The sequence below is a fragment of the Janthinobacterium sp. SUN026 genome, from assembly GCF_030397625.1.
Classification (GTDB): Bacteria; Pseudomonadota; Gammaproteobacteria; order Burkholderiales; family Burkholderiaceae_D; genus Janthinobacterium; species Janthinobacterium kumbetense.
Window position 1 is genome coordinate 942,519 of sequence record NZ_JAPQNU010000002.1, and the last position, 19,571, is coordinate 962,089.

The following is a 19,571-nucleotide window of genomic DNA, read 5'->3' on the forward strand; positions in this document are numbered from 1 at the left end:
TCGATAACAATGATGATAGCATGCCGTCCCCGCGCCGTCATGCCCGCTCAGGGAGTCTTGGCCAGCCTGAGCTTTTCGCGCCACAGGGTCGCCTGCGCGGGGTCGGCCGCCTGTTCCAGCTCGCCCCTATCGTACACCTTGACCAGCCGTTCGATGGCTTCCAGCTCGCCCTGCTTCGCCGCCAGCAGGTACAGCGCGAAAGGCTTGGGCGCCGGCCCTTGCCGGGTGGGGCCGCCACGGCCCTGTTCCAGCAGCCGCGCAAAACCCGTCTGCCCCGGCGGACTTTTGGCGATGGCGGCCATTTCATACCAACCCAGGGCCGCCTCGTCGCTCTGCGGCGCGCCCTGCCCCACTTCATACGAGTACGCCACATTGTTCAAGCCGGAGGGATCGAGCGCCTTGGCCGCCCGCATGTACCAGGTGAATGCTTGCTTGCGCTGCGCCTCGTCCTGCGCCGTCATCATCAGGCGGTAGCCGATTTCATTGTAGGCGGGGATGAAGCCGTTTTCAGCATAGAACTTCAGCCAGTGCAGCGCGTGCGCCTGTTCTTCCGGGCTGCTGCGGATATTTTCATAGTGCATGGCCACCGTGAAGTTGGCCAGCTCCACGCCTTGCGCGGCGCCCTTGCGCGACCAGTATTCGCCCAGCTTGCGGTCGATGGCCATGCCCTGCCCCAGCGTGTAGGCCACGCCCAGGAAAGCCTGCGCCAGGCCATAGCCGCCTGCGGCCGATTTCCGCATCCACGCCAGGCCGGCGTCGACGTCGCGCGGCGTGCCTTCGCCGCCGTGCAGCATCTGCGCCAGCTCCAACTGGGCCGCCGTATCTCCCCCTTCCGCGGCCAGGCGCGCCTTCCCGAAGGCGGCGACCTTGTCCGGCGACAGGTCGGCAGGACGGTCGACCACGGCCCGCACCCTTGCGCGCATGTCGTCGAGGCCGGACATATCGAATTCGACCAGCGCCGGATGCTGCCGCGGCGCCGGTTCGGCGGCTGGCTGCGCCAGCACGCTCTGCGCCAGGGCCACGCTCAACACCAACAGGATGGTCTTCATTTGTTTTCCTTCTCTGCCAGCTTGGCGTGCCATTCGGCCGCGTCTTCGGCATTCGCCTGCTCTCCCAGTTCGCCTTTGACATACACCTCGATCATGCGCCGCATGGCGGGCACGTCGCCGCTCCATCCCGCCCGCTCGTACCAGACCAGGGCCCACTTGTCCGACTGCGCCACGCCCAGGCCCAGTTCATGTGCGCGGGCCAGGTTGCGCATGCCAGCCGGCTCCTTTTCACGCGCCGATCTGTAATACCAGTGGAAAGCCTCGCCGCGATCCTGTTCATCGACGGCTGCGCGCATCAGGTGCTCGCCCAGCGCATTGTAGGCGGGCACAAAGTGCTGCTCGTTCGCCGCCGCCTTCAGCCAGGTGATGGCCAGCGCCTGCTCTTCGGCACTGCTGTCGCCATCGATGAATTCCATCGCCAGGATGGTTTGCGCCTCTGCATCGCCCTGCGCCACGCCCTTGCGCAGCCAGTATTCGCCCTGCGCGCGGTCGATGGGCACCTTGCCGCCCAAGGTGTAGGCTACCCCCATGGCCGCTTGCGCCGGCGCATAGCCGCCTTCGGCCGACTTGCGTATCCAGGCCATCGACTGCGCCGTATCTTGCGGCGTGCCGACGCCCAGCTGCAGCATGCGCGCCAGGTCCAGCTGCGCCTCCACGTCGCCCGTTTCCGCCACGCGCCGTGCCTGCTCAAATTCGGCGATGCTTTCCGGGCTATGACTAGCCGCATCCGCCCTGACCTTGATGGCGAGCAGCTGCAGGTCGAGCAAGGTGGGCGGGGTCTGGGCCAGGAGCGGCAACGGCAGCAGGAAAGGAATCAGCAAGAGGAGTTTCTTGGGCATGCGACGGTATCGGGAAGAAGAAAACACGCATGGTAGCCGATGCCATGCCAGACAGGCGCGCACTGCACAAGAAGTTTGACAGGGCAAGCCGGCAGGCTTACATTGCACGAGCCCACCACTTACACAGGAATGCCATGAACCGCCTCGCCACAACCGCCTTGACCCTGCTGCTCGCCGCAGCCTCCGTGGGCGCCAGCGCCGCCGACACCCAGCTGGCCGGCTGCGCCGCCAAGCGCGAAAGCATCCGCAGCGAATTGCACCAGGCGCAGGAACAGGGCCTGTCCGACAAGGTCGCGGGCCTGACGCGCGCGCTCGACGAAGTCAACGCCCACTGCCGCGACAGTACCCTGATCGAGCGCCACAACAAGAAAATCGTCAAGGCGCAAGCCAAGGTGAACCAGACGGAGCGTTCGCTGCGCCTGGCCCAGGAAGCGAACAAGGAGCCGAAGAAGATCGCCAAGCTGGAAGGCAAGCTGGAAAAAGCCAGGGCCGAGTTGGCGGCCCTGCAGGCGCAACAGCCTTAAGCCTTCTCGCCCAGCAGTTGATAAATGCTGGAAAAATCCAGCGCGCCCGCCCCTGCCTTGCTGTGCAAGCTATATAGGTTGCGCGACAAGGCGCCCAGCGGCACGCTCGCTCCGCTGGCCAGCGCGCTTTCCACGGCCAGCCCCAGGTCTTTCAGCATCAAATCGACGCCAAAGCCGCCCGTGTAGCCGCGCGACGCGGGCACGTTCTCGGCCACGCCCGGGCACGGGTTGTACACGTCCAGGGTCCAGTTGCGGCCCGAGCTTTTCGCCATCACGTCCGACACCACCTTCGGGTCCAGGCCATTGGCCACGCCCAGGCGTATCGCTTCGCTGGTGCCGATCATGAGTATCCCCAGCAGCATGTTGTTACAGATCTTGACCGTCTGGCCGCAGCCCGAGCCGCCCGCGTGGAAGATGGCCTTGCCCATGACGTCCAGGTAGGGCCGCGCCGCCGCCAGCGCGGATTCTTCGCCGCCCACCATGAAGGTCAAGGTGCCGTTGGTGGCGCCCGCCGTGCCGCCCGACACGGGCGCGTCCAGCATCGGCATGCCCTTGTCCTGCGCCGCGCGGCCCACCTGGCGCGCCGCTTCGGTGGAAATCGTCGAGCAGTCGATCAGCAGGGTGCCGGGCCGCGCCTGCGCCAGGATGCCAGAGTCCCCCAAAGGGTTACCCAAATAAGCACCCAGCACGTGGCGGCTGGCCGGCAGCATCGTGATGACGATGTCGGCCTGACCTACCGCCGCCGCCTGGTCATCGGACACCAACCCGCCGCCGTCGGCAAGCTGCTTCACGCTGGCCGGCAGCAAATCGAAACCCGTCACCGCATGGCCGGCCCGCACCAGGTTCTGCGCCATGGGCAAGCCCATGTTGCCCAGGCCGATGAAAACGATATTGGTGCCCATGGCGGCCTCCTTACTTCATCGAGATGGTGGTATTGACGCCGCTGCCGCCGTCGTCCGGAGCGAACCAGCGCGCCGTGACGGTCTTGGTCTGCGTCCAGAAGTACAAGGCTTGCTTGCCGTTCGGGCCCAGATCGCCCAGTTTCGACGCGCGCGACCCCGTGAAGCTGAAGTAGGCGACGGGCACGGGAATGGCCACGTTGATGCCCACCTGTCCCACATCGATCTCGTTCTGGAACTTGCGCCCCGCCCAGCCGGACGACGTGAAGATCGAGGTACCGTTGCCGTTCGGGTTGGCGTTGATGAAGGCGATGGCCTGGTCCAGGGTGTCCGTCTCCACCACGCACATGGCGGGACCGAAGATTTCCTGCGTGTAGACGGAATTCGACGCTGCCACCTTCGAGAAAATCGTCGGTCCCATGAAATTGCCGCCCTCGTAGCCGGCCACCTTGTGGCCGCGGCCGTCGAGCAGCAGCTGCGCGCCTTCATCCACGCCTGCCTGGATCAGCTTTTCCGCCCGCTGCATGGCCGCTTTCGACACCATCGGCCCCAGGTCGGCATCGCGGTCGCTGCCCGGCCCCACTTTCAGGGCCTGCGAGCGGGCGACGATTTCCGGCAGCCAGGAGCGCGCCTCGCCCACCAGCACGACGACGGAATTGGCCATGCAGCGCTGGCCGGCCGCGCCGAAGGCGGCGCCGATCAGATTATTGATCGCCTGTTCCTTGTTGGCGTCAGCCAGCACGACGCAATGGTTTTTCGCGCCCATCATCGATTGCGCGCGCTTGCCCGATTCGCTGGCGCGGCGGTACACATGCGTGCCCACGTGGGTGGAGCCGATGAAGGAGACGGCCTTGATGTCGGGATGGTCGCACAGCATGTTGACGACGTCGGCGCCGCCATGCACGACGTTCAGCACGCCGGCCGGCAAGCCAGCCTGGTACATCAGTTCAACCAGGTACATGGTCGAGGACGGGTCTTGCTCCGACGGTTTGAGGACAAACGTATTGCCGCAGGCGATGGCAATCGGGAACATGAAGCACGGCAGCATGACGGGGAAGTTGAAGGCCGTGATACCGGCGCCCACACCCAGCGGCTGGTAGATGTTATACACGTCGACGCCATTGGCCGCGTTTTCCGCGATTTCGCCCAGCTGCAGGGTGGCGATCGAGCACGCGTGTTCCACCACTTCCAGGCCGCGCATGACCTCCCCTTCCGCGTCGGGCAAGGTCTTGCCATGTTCGCGCGTGATCAGTTCGGCCAGGGCGACTATGTTTTCGCGGATCAGGTGCTGGTACTTGAGCATGATGCGCATGCGCGCCGCCAGCGGGGTATTACGCCAGGTTTTAAAGGCTTCCTTGGCCGTGGCGACGGCCAGATTGACTTCGTCGGGCGTGGAAAACGGCACCTTGGCGACGATTTCCTGCGTAGCCGGGTTGACGACGTCGCGCCATTCCGTGCTGGTCGAGGCGTGGTGCTTGCCGCCGATGTGCAGGGGGACGGCGGGGACTGAGGTGAGGGCTTGGTTCATGTGAGGCTCCATTAATTCGATACGCGAAAGTGGCGTCACAGCAGCGGAAATCTGGGGTCAGTTCCTTCGGAACCGGGATTTTCCCCACTAGGGAAAATCCCCCCGGCGGGTCTGACCCCGGCACTCTGCTGATCCGCCGAAAATTATTTCTTGACCAGGTTGCACGCCGCCGCATCCATCGGCTTGAAGGCCTGGTCGGCGGGGATGGTAGACAGCACCTTCAGGTAATCCCACGCGCCCTTCGATTCGGCCGGGGTTTTGACCTGCACCAGGTACATGTCGTGGATCACCCGGCCGTCGGGGCGGATGGAAGCGTTGTTCATGACGGCATCCTTGATGGGCAGCTCGCGCATCTTCTGGGCGACGACCTTCGAGTCGTCGCTCTTGGCGGCCGCCACCGATTTCAGGTAGTGGTAGACGCTGGAATACACGCCCGCCTGCACCATGGTCGGCTTGGCGCCCTTGTTGAGCGCCTCGAAACGCTTGGCAAACGCGCGGCTGCGGTCATCGAAATCCCAGTAAAAGCCGTCCGCATAGACGAGGCCCTGGGCCGTTTCCAGCCCCAGCGCGTGCACGTCGGAGAGGAACACCAGCAAGGCGGCCAGGCGCTGGTCCTTGCCGCTGCCGATGCGGAATTCGCGCGCCTGCTTGATGGCCGATACCGTGTCGGCGCCGCCGTTGGCCAGGCCGATCACCTGCGCTTTTGACCCTTGCGCCTGCACCAGGAAGGACGAAAAGTCGGACGCGTTCAGCGGATGGCGCACGGCGCCCAGCACCGTGCCGCCGTTGCGCTTGACGACTTCGCTGGCATCCTTTTCCAGCGAGTGGCCGAACGCGTAATCGACGGTGACGAAGTACCAGGATTTTTGCCCCAGCTTGGTCAATGCCGCCGCCGTGCCGGCCGCCTGCGAATACGTGTCGAACATCCAGTGGAAACCGTTCGGCGAGCAATCCTCGTTCGTCAGGCGTCCCGTGGCAGGGCCGCTGAACATGGCGATGCCGCCCTTTTCTTTCATGAGCTTTTGCACGGACAGGGCCACCGAGGAGTTGGTCAGGTCGGCGATGGCGTCGACCTTATCGCGGTCTATCCATTCGCGCGCCTTGGAGGCGGCGATGTCGGCCTTGTTCAAATGGTCGGCCGAGAGGATCTCGATCTTCATGCCCTTGCATTCGGCCTTCAGGCAATCCTCGACGGCCATCTGGCTGGCGACGACGGAGCCGCGCCCGCCCATGGCCGAATACGGCCCGGACATGTCGGTCAGGATGCCCACCTTGACGACGCCATCGGAAATTTGCGCGTGCGCGCCGCCAAAGGAAAGGGTGAGCGCCAGCGCGCCCATGGCCAGAACGGTTTTTTTCATGCGTGTCTCCAGGTGGATGGGTTTTCTTATATGTATAGATGCATTCTGCATGTGTAAAAATATGCGCTCAAGTGAAATTAATGCATAATTCCTTTGCAAAAATGCACAGAGAGGGTTTGCCATGCTCGATTGGGACAATGTACGGGTCTTCCTGGAACTGACGCGCAGCGCTGGCCTCGTCGATGCGGCGAAAAAGCTGGGCATCGACCATTCCACCGTGTCGCGACGCATGCGCAAGTTCGAGGAGCAAGTGGGCACGCAACTGTTCGACCGCAACTACGTGGGCTACCAACTGACGCCCGAGGGCCACCGCCTGATGGAATATGCGGAAACCATGGAAAGCACGGTGTTTGCCGCCACCGAGGAACTGGGCGAACACAATCGCCTGCTGTCGGGCCAGGTGCGCCTGGGCGCTACCGAGGGCTTCGGCGCCATCGTGCTGGCGCCCCACCTGGCGCAGTTTTGCGGCAGGTACCCGCACATCAGCGTGGACCTGATCGCCGTGCCCCGTTTCGTCAGCCTGTCCAAGCGCGAAGCGGACGTGGCCATCTCCATCGAGCGCCCCCTGTCCGGGCCGTATGTCGTGACGAAGCTGTCCGACTACCGCCTGAAACTGTACGCCACGCCAGGCTACCTGGCGCGCCACGCACCGATCACCAGCGTGGCGCAGCTGGCGCTGCACCCGATCATCGGCTACGTGGACGACCTGGTCTTCAGCGCGGAGCTGCGCTACATGGACAATGTCGCGCCCGATTCCCTGCGCGCGTTTCGCAGCACCAGCGTCATCGCCCAGTACCACGCGGCGCGCGCAGGACAGGCGCTGGCGATCCTGCCCTGCTTCGTGGCGCAGCAATCGAACGAACTGATGCCCGTGCTCGATGGCGAGATCGACCTGCTGCGCGCCTTCTGGATGATCTCGCCGAGCGAGCGGCGCAATATCGCCCGGGTCAGTGCCCTGTGGAACTACTTGCGCACCGCCATCGACCTCAATCACGCCTACCTGATGGGCGAAACGGCCACGCCCAGCTGGCCAAGCTGACTGCGCGCTACACTGTCGCCACAGACTAATTAAAGGAGGATGCGATGCTGATGGATGCAAACCAGGCCGTTTTGGTCATTGTCGACCTGCAAGGCCGCTTGATGCCGGCCATTCACGACGCCGGCCTGGTGCTGGCACAAAACTTGCGCCTGGCCAAGATCGCCCGCCTGCTCGACGTGCCCGTGCTGGGCACGGAGCAAAATCGCCAGGGGCTGGGACCGAACGTGGAAGAGATCGCCGCCCTGTGCGAACGGACCTTGCACAAGACGCATTTCGGCGCCTGTTCTGATGGCTTGCAGGACATGCTACCCGCCGGGCGCAGACAGATCGTCGTCACCGGTTGCGAAGCCCATGTGTGCATGCTGCAGACGGCCATCGGCCTGCTGGAACGCGGCTATGACGTGAGCATCGCCATCGACGCCGTCGGTTCGCGCCAGGCCGCCAGCCGCGACGCGGCGCTGGCCCGCCTGGACAAGCTGGGCGCCCACCTGGTGACGGTCGAGATGCTGGCCTTCGAGTGGTTGCGCGACTGCAAGCATCCGCGTTTCCGCGAAGTGCTGGCGTTAATTAAATAATACGCGAGGTTTAAGCCAGATCAAGCCCTTCGGCGGCCCATTTGCTAGCTTGGTAACAGCGCCGCCATTGCGAGCGGCGCGCCGTCCATCTCAGCAAGGGAACCATCATGGCCTATATCCTGCGAGGCAAGCTGTGCGGCTTGATCTGCGCCGAGTGTCCTGAAGCCTTATCCCACGTCATCGTGCGCCTGTACCGGCCGCGCGCGTCGCAAAACGTCACGGCCCTGGCCGTGGCCAGCGCCAAGGAAACCTTCGCCATCCTCACCGACGAAGAGGTGCAAGCCAAAGCCCCCTTCCTGCTGGCCGAAACGCGCACGGACGACGATGGCAACTACAGTTTTACCCTGGCAGGCGATTATCATGGCGAGGCTGTGGAAGTCGATATCCTGTGCCCTACCGTGCCGCATCTGAAACCGGGGCCGAAAGACCCCGTGCCGCTGCAATTTTCCATCACCACGCTCCAGCCGCGCTGGCGCCAGGCCGACAACGATTTCCTCGCCGTCTGGGACTATTGCCTGCCGCAACGCTTCTGGTGCCTGGTGCGCGCCCGCTTCGGCGCCTGGACCATCTGCGGCCGGCTGCGCACCTGCGATGCGCCGCATGCGCCGATCGCCGGCGCCACCGTGCGGGCGTTCGACGCCGACTGGCTGCAGGACGACGCGCTGGGCCAGGCGATCACCGATGCCAGTGGACGCTTCCGCATCGATTACCTGACATCCGACTTCACCTTGACGCCCTTCTCCCCATTCATCAACGTGGAGTTCGCCAGCGGGCCCGACGTGTATTTCACGGCGCAGCTGGGCAGCGTGACCATCCTGTCTGAAACGCAGGCCAACGGCCGCCAGCCGGGCCGGGAAAACGTGGGCCACTGTTTCTGCGTGGAATTGTGCTCGAAAGAAGTCTTGCCACCCGACGTGGAAGGCGTGCCGCACTGGCAACAGGTGGAAATCTTCGACATCCACCCGTTTCCCTCGCTGGCGGGCTTTTCCCCGCAAGGCTATGCGGGCGGCGCGGGCGCCTCGTATGTCTTCGCCGGCGGCGTCACCCTGAAAGGCAATTGCCCGCTGCGCAACAGCGCCATCCCCGCCAACCCGCTCGAATACCGTTTCCTGATCGGCGAATGGTCCTGGCCCGGCGGCACGGACGATCCCACGGCGCTGCCCACGGTGGCGCCGGCCAGCCTGGCGCCGTTGACGCAAGTGCTGGGCACGCATGTCGGCTATGTGTTTTATACGAATGGCCTGGGCCTCGCCGATTCGGCGCCCGTTATCATCGATGCGGGCGATCTGCAAGCGGGCGGCTGGATACGGGTGGACGGCAAGCCCGTCACGGTGGACATGCGCGACGGCACGACGGCCGTCGTCAACGTGGCGCCCAACATCTTCCTGCGCACGTTTGATTTACTGACGGTGAATACGCCCGCCATCACCAGCCTGCATCCGGCCAAGCTGCCTGGCGGCTTGCCCATCCTCGACGCGGGCCGCAGCCTGACGGCGGCCGAAAGCGAACCGATACGCCGCTACCGCCTGGGCTTCGAAGTGCGCGACGGCATCAGCCTGGCGCAGGTGGCGACGGACGGGCTCGACTCCATCGTCTTCGACAATTCGCCCGTCATCGTGGCGCTGGATCTGGAAGAGCTGCGCAGCAATGCCTGCAATCCCATCGCGGGCGGCCTCGTGCATATCCTGTACACGATCGACCATCCGCATTTGCGCTTTTTCAATATCACGATATCCAACAACAACGGCATCCAGCATCCGCCGCCACCGCTGCCGGCCGCCAGCTTTACCCCACCGCCGCCACCGAGCAACTATCTGTTCCGCGGCGGCGCGGGCGGGCCGCATTTATCGGGCAACAATGGCGGCTTCCCCGTCAACGTGGCGCTCGATCCGCCTTGCGCCTACCGCGTGGCGATTTCGTGGCAGACGCGGCATTACCTGGCGTCCAGCCACAGCATCGACAGGCTGTACTGCAAGTAGGCATGCTTCAGAAATAGCGCACCCACGCCCGTTGCGAGGTGCGCTTGTAGTTGGCGAACGCGCGGCAGGGAAAGTACAGCACGGGCATCAGGGCCAGCGCGATCAGCCACACTTGCCAGACATGCTCGACGCCGTACCGGGCACCGTGGTTGGCGCCCAGCACGGCCGTCAAGGCGAGGCCGATGGCCAGCAGCAGGTATAAATGCAGCAGATAGTAAAACATGGGCGCGCCGCCAAAGGTGGCGCACGCCCGCGTGAACCAGTTGTCGACGCTTTCCAGCCAGGCCAGGCCCAGCAAGCCCAGGCCCAGGGTGAACAGCAGGAAATCCAGCGACGGCGGATACTTGGTGAAGTTCAGCACGTTCATGGCCGTCCGCAAGGGCGTGTCGCCCGCCCCCCACGGCAAGGTTTCACCATAGAGATTGAAACCGCGCAGCATGGCCAGCAGCAGCAAACTGCCTCCGCCCAGCGCCAGCAACAGGCGGCGGCGTCCTTCGGCGGACCGGCCGCGCGCATACAGGGGCCCGGCCGCATAGCCGAGCACGATCACGCCTATCCATGGCAGCAGCGGATAGCTGACCTTGATCTTCATGGCGCCGTCCGCCACCAGGTAACCCCGTTGCAGCAGCACTGTCAGCGCGTAATAGGCAAAGCTGCCCTCTTCCGCGCGCAAGCCGGTGAACAGATGCTGTCCCGCGATGATCGCCACGCCCAGCAGCGCCAGCACTTTCAATGGCAGCTGGTGCAGCACGGCCAGCGCCATCATGGCCAGGCCGATGACCCAGATCACCTGCAAATAAAGCACGGCCGGCGGAAACGCCCCGCTCCAGGCGAAGTTGACGAACACCAGTTCCAGCAGCACCAGCAGCAAGCCCCGCTTGAACAGGAAACCGCTGGCGCTGCGGGGTCCGGCCGCCGGATGCGCGTACAGCCAGACGGACAAGCCCGTCAAAAAGACGAACATGGGCGCGCACACGTGGGCCGCCAGGCGCGTGAAGAACAGGGCCGGATCGACGCTGGCCGCCTCCATCGGGTCGCTCACCTGGTGGTGCAGGAAGACCGTTTCACGCACATGGTCGAACAGCATGATCAGCATGACGAGGCCGCGCAATACGTCGATGACGGCGATGCGGGCGCGCAGGGTAGCAGAAGAAGTCGATGTCATGGTGATAGCTTAAAAACGGTAATGCGCATTCAGGGTGAGCGTGCGCTCGGCCCCCGGCGCCACCCACAGCTGACTATAGGAACTCGCATAGTAGCTGCGGTTGAACAGGTTTTCCACGTTCAAGGCCAGGCGCAGTTTGGCGTTGGGCGAATATGAGGCCAGCAATTTGGCCGTCGTGTAGGCCGGCAAGGTAAAACTGCTGCTGACGGCGACGTCGCCCAGGCGCTCGCCCACGTACTGCACGCCGCCGCCCACGCTGGCCATGCCCGTACCCAGCGCGAACTGCTGCGTGGCGAGTACATTGGCGCTGTGGCGCGGCACGTTGGCGAAGCGGCTGCCCGTCACGATCGTATTGTCGCCGCGCGTGACGCTGGCGTCCGTATAAGCATAGGCGCCCGAGACACGCAAGCCGCGCGCCACTTCGCCCGACACGTCGAGCTCCACGCCACGGCTGCCCACCTCGCCCGCCGCGATGGCGAAGTCCGTGTTGGCGGGATTCGTCGTCAGCACATTGCGCTTCCGGATGTCGTACACGGCCACGGTGCCCGTCAGCTTGCCCGTTTCCAGCTTCGCGCCCAGTTCATACGAGCGGCTGCGCTCGGCCGGGAAAGCCTGGTTGGCGATGCTGATGCCGCTGTTGGGCCGGAAGCCCTTCGCCGCGCTCGCGTACAGCGACCATGCCTTCGATGGCTGGTACACGAGGCCCGCGCGGGGGCTGGTGGCCGACAGCGACTGGCGGTTGCTGACATTCAGGCGCCTGTTCGTCACGTCCTGCGTGTACGTATCGTGGCGCACGCCGACCAGCGCCTTCCACTGCGCGCCCAGGTCGACCTGATCCTGCGCATACAGACCGCGCGCCCGTTGCCCCTCCTGCGTATCGATGGACAGGGCCAGCGGATCGGCCCTACCGCCATACGCAGGATTGAAGATATCGATGGCAAAGGCATTTGCTGCCGAGGGATTGCGCCGCAGCTGCACCCGGTGGTCGTCGAAATGATAGGCGTCGACACCCGCCAGCACCTCGTGCGCCAGGGCCCCCGTCCTGAACTTGCCCAGCAACTCGACGCGGGCCGACGCGTCGGTGGCCGAAAAATCGCGGTGGCGGCGCTGGCGGTTCAAGGTGCGGCCATCGGCCAGCAGCTTGTTCGCCTCGGTCGAATAGCCGGTCAATTCGCTGTCGCGGTAAGAAACGCCCGCCTGCACCGTCCAGTCGTCGGACAGCGCGTGGTGGAGGAACAGTTGCTGTCCCAGCGACTTGACCGTCATGGGGCCGTCGCCCGGTTCGCCCAGGAAGCGCGAGACGGGGACAAGACCCAGCTGGCCATTGACGGCCACCACGCCCCGGTCGAACGGCGCGCGCTGCCGCACCGCTTCGATTTCATACGACACGGTCGTGTGCTCGCCCGCCAGCCAGAGAAACGAAGGCGAAAACAGGCTGCGTTCGACCTTCACGGTATCGCGAAAGCTGTGCCCAGCTTCATGCGCCGCGTTCAGGCGGTAGGCGACGGTGCCGCTTACGGGTCCCGTCAAGTCCACGGCGGCGCGGCGCGTCTGGAAACTGCCGAGTGAAAAATCCGCGCCATATTCGGGCGCGAACTTCGGTTTTTTCGTCGTGATGTTCACCGTGCCGCCCGGCTCGCCCCGGCCGTACAGGGCCGAAGCGGGGCCTTTCAGCACTTCGATGGCCTGCGTATTGCCGCCGTCGCGCATGCCGTTGTAGCCGCGGCTGGAACTGAAACCGTTGACCATGTAGTCGGAACCGAAATTCGGGTCGCCCGTGAAACCGCGCATGGCATAGCTGTCCCACAGGCCGCCCAGCGGGCTTTGCTTCGCAATGCCGCTGGCCAGGTCCAGCGCGCCAGCCAGGGTCGTCACGCCCGCGTCGCGCAGCAAGTCGCCGGTGAGCACGCGCACGCTTTGCGGCAAATCCATCAGCAAGGCATCCGTCTTGGTGGCGCCCGTGGCCGACAGGCTGCGATAATGCTGGCGCTCCGCGCTGACGGTGACGACATCCTGCCCAGCGGGTCCGTCCGCCAGGGCCAGCGGACTGGCAGCGGCCAGCAGCAGCGCCATCGGACGCTGTAAAAAGAGGCACATGGGGATTCCTGAAAGAAAATTACATGCAAATGAATTGCATTATAAATGATAATTAACTCTCAATAAAGACCTAGACTCCCAGATGCCAGCCCCGTGCCTGGCCCGCCTGGCGAAGCATGCCGCTGTACACGCCGCCCTGCCGCAGCAATTGCGCATGCGTGCCCCGCTCGACAATGCGCCCCGCCTGCATCACCAGGATCTGGTCCGCCTGCGCGGCAATCGCCAGCCGGTGCGTGGCGACCACCACGGCATGGGTACGCGCCAAGCCGGCCAAGGTGGCGATGGCGCGCCGTTCGCTGATGGCGTCAAGCGCCGACAGCGGTTCGTCGAACAGCATCAGCGGTGCGGGTTTCAACAAGGCGCGGGCGAACGCCAGCCGCTGGCGCTCCCCGCCAGACAAGGTCCAGCCGCCCTCGCCTACCACCGTGTCCAGGCCCTGAGGCAAGGACTGCGCCAGCGATGCCAGGCCGGCCGCCGACAGCGCCGCCAGCAGATCCTGCGCCGCGATCTGCCGGCCCAGGCTCAGATTGTCGCGCAAGCTGGCCGGCAGCAGCCAGGCATGCTGGAACATCGGTGTCGCCAGTTTGGCCAGCGCGGCGTCGTCCTTGGTCCGCATATCGACGCCGCCGGCCAGCAGCACGCCGCCATCGGGATCCAGCTGGCGGCACAGCAATTGCAGCAAGGTCGTCTTGCCTGAACCGGAAGCGCCCGCCAGCACCGTCAGGGAACGCGGAGCAATCTCCAGCGAGACTTCATCGACGATGGGGCGTCCATCGCGCCGCACGCAGACATGGCGCGCCTCGGCGGCTGGAGCGCCCTGTTCCGGCGCGCCGCCGGGCAACGCCAGCACGGGCAATTCCCGCTCCGCCAGCACGCCATCGAACTGGCGCAGGGCGTGGGCCACCTGTTGCAGGGCAGCGCCCGTGTGCACGACGGCGGCCATCGCCTCGGCCAGCACGGTAGCGACGATCAATGTCGCCAGCAGCGCCGGCACATCGAGGGCGCCGGCCAACACCTGGCGCAAGCCGATGGCCAGCAACAGCGCATACGCCAGCTGCGCCGCCACGGTAAACCCGAGGGCGGCGGGGAACAGCAAATGCTGGGAACGCCGTTCCGCCTGGCGCTGCGCCATGAGCGACTGTTCCAGCATGGCGCTGCCCAGCCCGGACCGGCCCGTGGCGCGCAGCACGGGTTGCGCCGCGATATATTCCAGCACGCGGCCGTTCGCCTCGGCGCTGCTGGCCGCCAGCGCCGTCTCGGCCCGGCTGCCGCAGGCCAGCGCCCATCGATACACGAACAGCAAGGGCGGCATGGCCAGCAGCAGCACCGCACCCAGGCGCCAGTCGACGGCCAGCCAGAGCAAGCCGACCACCAGCGGCGCCAGCACGGCATCGAACAGGGGCTGCAGCAAATGCGCGGGCGCGCCCATCACGGTCATCACGCCGCCAGAGGCCAGCTGGCGCATATCGCCGGCGCGGCGCGGCGTGCACCAGGCCAGCGGCAGGCGCACGATTTTATCGGCCAGGCGCCGGTGCAGCGCATGCGCGCAGTGGGCGCCGGCCGCATAGCCTTTCAAGCGCGTGACATGGCGCAGCGCGGCGCTGGCCGCTGCCAACAGCAGAAAAAGGACCAGCCATGCACCTTGCGCCTGCCCCGGCTGCGGCGCCAGCCAGGCGCGCAGCAGCGGCAGCAGCATGCACAGGGCCAGCGCACTCAGGATACTGTTGGCCCCCATCAGCGCCAGCGCAAGGCGCAACTTGCCGGCGGCCGCGCCATCAAGCAGGCGCAACAGCAAACGCACGGCGGCGATCATGCCGCCACCTCGTCAACCAGGCTTTGCGCCTCCCACAGGGCCGCATACGCGCCCCGCGCGGCCAGCAGCTGCGCATGCGTGCCCAGCTCACACAGGCGGCCGCCGTCGAGCAATGCGATCTGGTCGGCCTGCACGATGGTCTGCAGCCGGTGCGCCACCACCAGCACCGTGCGTCCCGCCAGCAAGGCCGACAGGCCAGCCTGCACCTGCGCTTCCGACTCGGGGTCGAGGGCTGCCATCGCCTCGTCCAGCACGACGATACGGGGATCGGCCAGCAGGGTGCGGGCGATCGCCAGGCGCTGCGCCTCGCCACCCGACAGCGCCAGGCATTCGCCCAGCAAGGTGTCATACCCTTGCGGCAAGGCCGTGATGCGGGCATGGATGTGCGCAGCGCGCGCCGCCGCTTCCACCTGGGCGTCGCTCGCCTCCGGCCGGCCCAGGCGGATGTTGTCGCGCGCGGACAGGCGCAGCACTTGCGCGTGCTGCAAGACAAACCCCACACGCGCATACAACACAGTGGACTCGATCTGGCGCACATCGACGCCGCCGACGCGCACGGCGCCGGCCGTCGCGTCCCACAGGCGCGGCAACAGCATGGCCAGGGTCGACTTGCCGCCGCCCGACGGCCCCACCAGGGCTGTCACGCTGCCCGCAGGCAGGCATAAATCGATGCCGTGCAACACATCGGTACCGCCCGGATAGGCAAAACGCAGCTGTTCAAAACACACATCGTCGCCGGCGGGCAGCAACGGCGTCTGCGCCTGCGGCATGGGCGCCTCGGCCAGCAAGGCGCCTATCCTGCGCGCCGCCGCCAAACCGCCCTTCAAGCCATCGGCGCCGTGTCCCAGCGCGGCCACGGGCGCGCACAAGGCCATGCCCAGCAAGGCAAACGGCAGCATCTGCGCGGGCGCCATCGCCCAGGTTTGCGCACCCAGCCAGGCGCCGCTCACGACAAAAGCCAGCACGACGGGCGGCGACAGCAGCACATCGACCAGCGCGCCCATGCCGCCCCAGCGCCGCACCCAGGCCAGAAACTGCCGCGCATGGCGTCCCGCCACCGCATCAAAGCGTGCTTGCGGCAATGTCTGCTGCGCATACGTCTTGAAGACGGCCATGCCCTGCACCAGCTCCACCATCGCCGCCGCCAGTTCGCCGCCCGTGCGCTGCAACTGCGCCAGCCCCTCGCGGAAGGCTGGCGCGGCCATGCCCCGATAGCGCCACCAGGCCAGGGCTGGCGCGACCAGAGTGATGGCCGTCATGCGCCAGTCCGCATGCAGCAGCCAGGCCAGGCATGCCACGGGAGCGACGACCACGGCGGCCAGGTCGGACGGCGCATGCGCCACCAGGCGGTGCAGCGCAGCCACGTCAGCGTGCACGATTTCGTTGACCCTGGCCGCATTGCTGCCCGCGTACCAGCCCAGCGGCACCCTGGACAACTGCCGCGCCAGCCGCAGGCGCAACTGGCACTGCAAGTCCGCATCGACCAGGTGCGTCAAGTGCAGGCCCAGCGCCGTCGTCAGCTGACGCAGGCACAGCGCCGCCAGTGCCAGCCACAGCATATTCCAGGCGCGGCCGGCATCGACATCCGATGCCAGTAGCAAGGCGCCCAATTGCGCCATGGCCACATACGGCAGTACGCCGCACAGGGCGGCCAGCGCCTGCAGCGCGCCAGCGCCCAGCAAGCGGCCCCGCACGGGCGCCAGCAAGGCCGATAATTCGCGCCAGTCGCTCACAGTGTCCCCTCCACGCAGACGACGGCACCCGCGTCGAGCTGGCGTACCCTGGCTCGTACCCGGTAGACGCGAGCGATCAGGGCGGCGTCAATCACGGCATGCGGCGCGCCGGACGCCGCCAGCACGCCATCGTGCAGCACCATCACCTGGTCGGCGCAACCCAGCGCCAGGTTGATGTCGTGCAGGACGATGACGGTAATCAAACCATGTTCGCGCGTGGCGCGCCCTATCGCCTCGATCACCTGGAACTGGTGATACAGGTCCAGCGCGCTGGTGGGCTCGTCCAGCAGCAGCACCTTGGGCTGGCGCACCAATGCCTGGGCCAGGCCCACCAGTTGGCGCTGGCCGCCCGACAGCGCCTCGACCTGGCGGCTGGCCAGGGGCAGCAAGTCGAGGCGCGCCAGCACGGCCTCCACCCTGGCCACGGCGCCCGCATCGACCTTCGCCCCCAGCCAGCCTTCGCTGCGCCCCGCCATCGCGGCGCTGAGCACAGCCTCGAACACGCCCAGCCGCGTGCGCGAGGGCAGGCTTTGCGGCAGGTACACCATGCTTTGCGCGCGCCGGGCTTGCGGCCCGCAGGCCAGGTCCACGCCATCGAGCAGCACGGCGCCCTGCATCGCCTGCAAGCCGGCGATGCCGCGCAACAGGGTCGATTTTCCGGCCCCGTTCGGGCCGATCAGGGCAGTCACGCTGCCCGGCAACAAGGGCGGCAGGCTGACGCCAAGCAGCACGTCGCGCCGTCCATACGCCACGCAGGCATTGCGCACCAGCAAGCCACTCATGCCGCACCTCCCCGCTGGCGCATGACGATGGCCATGAAAAACGGGATGCCGACCAGCGCCGTGACGATGCCGACGGGGATCAGCACGCCGTCGATCAGCGTCTTGCTGCAAATCGAGGCCAGCGACAGGATCAGCGCGCCGGCCAGCGCGGACGCGGGCAACAGCAGGCGGTGGTCCTCGCCCACCAGCAGGCGCGCGATATGCGGCGCCACCAGGCCGACGAAACCGATGGTGCCGACAAAGGACACGGCCAGCGCCGACAGCAGGCTGATACGCAGCAGGGACAGCATGCGCAAGCGGCCCACATCGACGCCGAAGCTGCGCGCGCGGTCCTCGCCCATGGTCAGCGCCGTCATGGCCCAGCTGTCGCGCACGGCCCAGGGCGCGATCACGGCAAGCGCCGCGGCCAGGATGGCGATCTTGTCCCAGGAAGAGCGCGACAGGCTGCCCATGGTCCAGAACACCAGTTGCTGCAAGCTGTCCTGGCTGGCGACAAACTGCAGCAGGGCCACCAGCGCATTAAAGGCAAACACCAGTGCAATGCCGAACAGCACCAGGCTTTCCACGCCGAAGCCCCGCCAGCGCGTCAGCAGGTGCAGCAGGCCGACCGACGCAAAGGCGAACAGGAAGGCATTCGCCGACACCACGTACTGGGGCGGCACCCCGGGCAAGCTCCAGTTCAGGACGATGGCCAGCGCGGCGCCGAACGAGGCGGCGGCCGACACGCCCAGGGTGAACGGGCTGGCCAGCGGATTGACAAGGATGGTCTGCATCTCGGCGCCCGCCAGCGCCAGCGCGGCGCCCACCAGTACGGCCATCAGCGCATATGGCAGGCGCACATCCCACACGATGACCTGCTCCATGCGCGGTACGCCATCGGGCTGCAGCAGCACCTGGAACAGGCGGGACATGCCCATGCCGGACGGTCCCGTGGCGATGTCCAGCGCCAGCGAGACGGCCAGCGCGCACAGCAGCGCGCCCACCAGCATGACGCGGCGCACATGGCGCTGGCGGTACGCCACGCCCGCCGCCATGGCAGGCAGCGCTTGTGTCAGCACGGCGCTCACGGCTGCATGTCCACGAACAGCACGCCCGTGGCGGGAATCGGCATGAAGCGGCGATACATTTCAAGGCGCGTGCGGGCCGGGTCCAGGTCCGCAAACAGCTCAGGATGCAGCCACTTGGCCAGCGCCTGCACCGCCACCAGGTGTTCGGGCGAGTCGTAGAACACATGCCACAGGCCGTGCGAGCGCCTGCCATTTTTTTCGCGCACGGCGCTCAGTTGGGCCGTTTCCGTGCGCGAGGCCACGGCGCGCAGGCTGCTGCGCGCCTGCGGCAAGGTGGCCTGGTAACCGAGGGTCACGCCGCCCTGCCCGCTGGCGAACACGCCCGTCGCCACATACACGTCGGGATCGCGCGACAGGATGTATTCCGGGTTCAAGGTACCGATGGGACCGGGGATCTTGCCGGCGCCGATATTCTCGCCACCGGCCAGGGCGATCATCTCGCCGAAATTGCCCGTGCCGGGAGAGCCGCAACAGCCCTGCAAGCCCGCCAGCATGTCGACAAAGATGCCGGGACGGCGAAAGCCCGGCCTGGCCTGCGCCGCTTGCACGGCGCGCGCCACTTGACCCACCTGCTCCTCGTAAAAGGCGATGAAGGCGGCGGCCTGCGCCTGGCGGTCCAGCGCCTTGCCCATCAGGCGCATGCTGGGCACGGTATTTGCCAGCGGATGGTTGCTGAAGTCGACAAAGATCACGGGCACGCCGGCCGCTTCCAGCTGGCGCACGGCGTCGCTGCCCGGCGCGGGGCCGTGGCCGCCCGACAGGGCCAGGATGGCCAGGTCGGGCCGCAAGGACAGCGCTTTTTCCACGCTAAAACTGTCGGCCGACGTGGCGCCCACCAGGGGCACCTGCTCCGCTTGCGGAAAGACCTTGCGATAGGCCGCGTAGCCCTGCACATCCAGGTGGCGGAAATCGCCCTGCCAGCCCGCCAGGCGGGCAAAGGGATTTTTTCCTTCCAAGATGGACAAGGTGTAGATCAGGCGGCCCTCACCCAGCACGACGCGTTGCACCTTGTCGGGTACGTTCACCGTGCGTCCCGCCAGGTCGGTGACGGTGACGGCTTCAACCGACAAACTGATGCAGGACAGCAACGCGGCAGCCAGCATGGATACGATTTTTCTCAT

16 protein-coding genes are annotated in these 19,571 nt (G+C 66.2%); 4 read left to right on the forward strand and 12 right to left on the reverse strand.

The genetic code is table 11. The features are described 5' to 3' along the window. Positions 1-47: 47 nt before the first annotated feature. Both OX459_RS13780 and OX459_RS13785 read right to left on the reverse strand, forming a co-directional pair. Complete coding sequence (locus OX459_RS13780; protein WP_289905441.1) at positions 48-1,049, reverse strand: tetratricopeptide repeat protein; 1,002 nt, start codon at positions 1,047-1,049, stop codon at positions 48-50. Further along, positions 1,046-1,888 (reverse strand): tetratricopeptide repeat protein, encoded by an 843-nt coding sequence (locus OX459_RS13785; RefSeq protein WP_289905442.1) that lies wholly within the window; start codon positions 1,886-1,888, stop codon positions 1,046-1,048. Before OX459_RS13785 ends, OX459_RS13780 begins: the two co-directional genes overlap by 4 nt. A 134-nt stretch (positions 1,889-2,022) precedes the next feature. Here OX459_RS13785 and OX459_RS13790 point away from each other — a divergent pair, with 134 nt between their 5' ends. Further along, positions 2,023-2,412, forward strand: a complete 390-nt coding sequence (locus tag OX459_RS13790) for a DUF1090 family protein (protein WP_180278561.1) — start codon at positions 2,023-2,025, stop codon at positions 2,410-2,412. Here the strand turns inward: OX459_RS13790 and mmsB are convergent. From mmsB to OX459_RS13805, 3 genes are all read right to left on the reverse strand, one after another. Then, complete coding sequence (gene mmsB, locus OX459_RS13795; RefSeq protein ID WP_289905443.1) at positions 2,409-3,314, reverse strand: 3-hydroxyisobutyrate dehydrogenase; 906 nt, start codon at positions 3,312-3,314, stop codon at positions 2,409-2,411. The genes OX459_RS13790 and mmsB overlap by 4 nt on opposite strands. Before the next feature lie 10 nt (positions 3,315-3,324). Continuing rightward, on the reverse strand, positions 3,325-4,839 hold the full coding sequence (locus tag OX459_RS13800) for a CoA-acylating methylmalonate-semialdehyde dehydrogenase (protein WP_289905444.1): 1,515 nt from the start codon (positions 4,837-4,839) through the stop codon (positions 3,325-3,327). Between the two features lie 143 nt (positions 4,840-4,982). Next, a complete protein-coding gene (locus OX459_RS13805) occupies positions 4,983-6,200 on the reverse strand; it encodes an ABC transporter substrate-binding protein (protein ID WP_152252355.1) in 1,218 nt (405 codons plus the stop codon). Positions 6,201-6,321: 121 nt separating this feature from the next. On the opposite strand from OX459_RS13805, the gene OX459_RS13810 reads away from it, so the two are divergent. The 3 genes from OX459_RS13810 to OX459_RS13820 all read left to right on the forward strand — a co-directional run bounded on the left by OX459_RS13810 (position 6,322) and on the right by OX459_RS13820 (position 9,793). Then, positions 6,322-7,239 (forward strand): LysR family transcriptional regulator, encoded by a 918-nt coding sequence (locus OX459_RS13810; RefSeq protein WP_289905445.1) that lies wholly within the window; start codon positions 6,322-6,324, stop codon positions 7,237-7,239. 44 nt (positions 7,240-7,283) lie between these two features. Next, positions 7,284-7,814, forward strand: coding sequence for an isochorismatase family protein (locus OX459_RS13815; RefSeq protein ID WP_289905446.1), 531 nt, complete (start codon positions 7,284-7,286; stop codon positions 7,812-7,814). A 107-nt stretch (positions 7,815-7,921) separates the two neighbouring features. Further along, positions 7,922-9,793 (forward strand): hypothetical protein, encoded by a 1,872-nt coding sequence (locus tag OX459_RS13820; protein ID WP_289905447.1) that lies wholly within the window; start codon positions 7,922-7,924, stop codon positions 9,791-9,793. A 7-nt stretch (positions 9,794-9,800) separates the two neighbouring features. Here the strand turns inward: OX459_RS13820 and OX459_RS13825 are convergent, their stop codons facing one another. The 7 genes from OX459_RS13825 to OX459_RS13855 form a co-directional block, all read right to left on the reverse strand. Next, complete coding sequence (locus tag OX459_RS13825; protein WP_289905448.1) at positions 9,801-10,958, reverse strand: heparan-alpha-glucosaminide N-acetyltransferase domain-containing protein; 1,158 nt, start codon at positions 10,956-10,958, stop codon at positions 9,801-9,803. A 9-nt stretch (positions 10,959-10,967) separates the two neighbouring features. Then, positions 10,968-13,055: a TonB-dependent siderophore receptor gene (locus tag OX459_RS13830; RefSeq protein WP_289905449.1), complete on the reverse strand. Its 2,088-nt coding sequence runs from the start codon at positions 13,053-13,055 to the stop codon at positions 10,968-10,970. A gap of 70 nt (positions 13,056-13,125) precedes the next feature. Then, entirely contained in the window at positions 13,126-14,868 is a 1,743-nt protein-coding gene (locus OX459_RS13835) for an ABC transporter ATP-binding protein (protein WP_289905450.1), read from the reverse strand. Continuing rightward, positions 14,865-16,601, reverse strand: a complete 1,737-nt coding sequence (locus OX459_RS13840) for an ABC transporter ATP-binding protein (RefSeq protein WP_289905451.1) — start codon at positions 16,599-16,601, stop codon at positions 14,865-14,867. Before OX459_RS13840 ends, OX459_RS13835 begins: the two co-directional genes overlap by 4 nt. Continuing rightward, positions 16,598-17,383: an ABC transporter ATP-binding protein gene (locus tag OX459_RS13845; RefSeq protein ID WP_289905452.1), complete on the reverse strand. Its 786-nt coding sequence runs from the start codon at positions 17,381-17,383 to the stop codon at positions 16,598-16,600. The genes OX459_RS13840 and OX459_RS13845 overlap by 4 nt, the downstream gene beginning before the upstream one ends. Further along, positions 17,380-18,372: an iron ABC transporter permease gene (locus OX459_RS13850; protein WP_289905600.1), complete on the reverse strand. Its 993-nt coding sequence runs from the start codon at positions 18,370-18,372 to the stop codon at positions 17,380-17,382. Before OX459_RS13850 ends, OX459_RS13845 begins: the two co-directional genes overlap by 4 nt. A 74-nt stretch (positions 18,373-18,446) precedes the next feature. Next, positions 18,447-19,571 (reverse strand): ABC transporter substrate-binding protein, encoded by a 1,125-nt coding sequence (locus tag OX459_RS13855; RefSeq protein ID WP_289905453.1) that lies wholly within the window; start codon positions 19,569-19,571, stop codon positions 18,447-18,449.

Coding starts and splice junctions, on each gene's coding strand:
- OX459_RS13780 (WP_289905441.1), bottom strand. CDS start 1,049: ATGAAGACCATCCTGTTGGTGTTGAGCGTGGCCCTGGCGCAGAGCGTG.
- OX459_RS13785 (WP_289905442.1), bottom strand. CDS start 1,888: ATGCCCAAGAAACTCCTCTTGCTGATTCCTTTCCTGCTGCCGTTGCCG.
- OX459_RS13790 (WP_180278561.1), top strand. CDS start 2,023: ATGAACCGCCTCGCCACAACCGCCTTGACCCTGCTGCTCGCCGCAGCC.
- mmsB (WP_289905443.1), bottom strand. CDS start 3,314: ATGGGCACCAATATCGTTTTCATCGGCCTGGGCAACATGGGCTTGCCC.
- OX459_RS13800 (WP_289905444.1), bottom strand. CDS start 4,839: ATGAACCAAGCCCTCACCTCAGTCCCCGCCGTCCCCCTGCACATCGGC.
- OX459_RS13805 (WP_152252355.1), bottom strand. CDS start 6,200: ATGAAAAAAACCGTTCTGGCCATGGGCGCGCTGGCGCTCACCCTTTCC.
- OX459_RS13810 (WP_289905445.1), top strand. CDS start 6,322: ATGCTCGATTGGGACAATGTACGGGTCTTCCTGGAACTGACGCGCAGC.
- OX459_RS13815 (WP_289905446.1), top strand. CDS start 7,284: ATGCTGATGGATGCAAACCAGGCCGTTTTGGTCATTGTCGACCTGCAA.
- OX459_RS13820 (WP_289905447.1), top strand. CDS start 7,922: ATGGCCTATATCCTGCGAGGCAAGCTGTGCGGCTTGATCTGCGCCGAG.
- OX459_RS13825 (WP_289905448.1), bottom strand. CDS start 10,958: ATGACATCGACTTCTTCTGCTACCCTGCGCGCCCGCATCGCCGTCATC.
- OX459_RS13830 (WP_289905449.1), bottom strand. CDS start 13,055: ATGTGCCTCTTTTTACAGCGTCCGATGGCGCTGCTGCTGGCCGCTGCC.
- OX459_RS13835 (WP_289905450.1), bottom strand. CDS start 14,868: ATGATCGCCGCCGTGCGTTTGCTGTTGCGCCTGCTTGATGGCGCGGCC.
- OX459_RS13845 (WP_289905452.1), bottom strand. CDS start 17,383: ATGAGTGGCTTGCTGGTGCGCAATGCCTGCGTGGCGTATGGACGGCGC.
- OX459_RS13850 (WP_289905600.1), bottom strand. CDS start 18,372: ATGCTGGTGGGCGCGCTGCTGTGCGCGCTGGCCGTCTCGCTGGCGCTG.
- OX459_RS13855 (WP_289905453.1), bottom strand. CDS start 19,571: ATGAGAAAAATCGTATCCATGCTGGCTGCCGCGTTGCTGTCCTGCATC.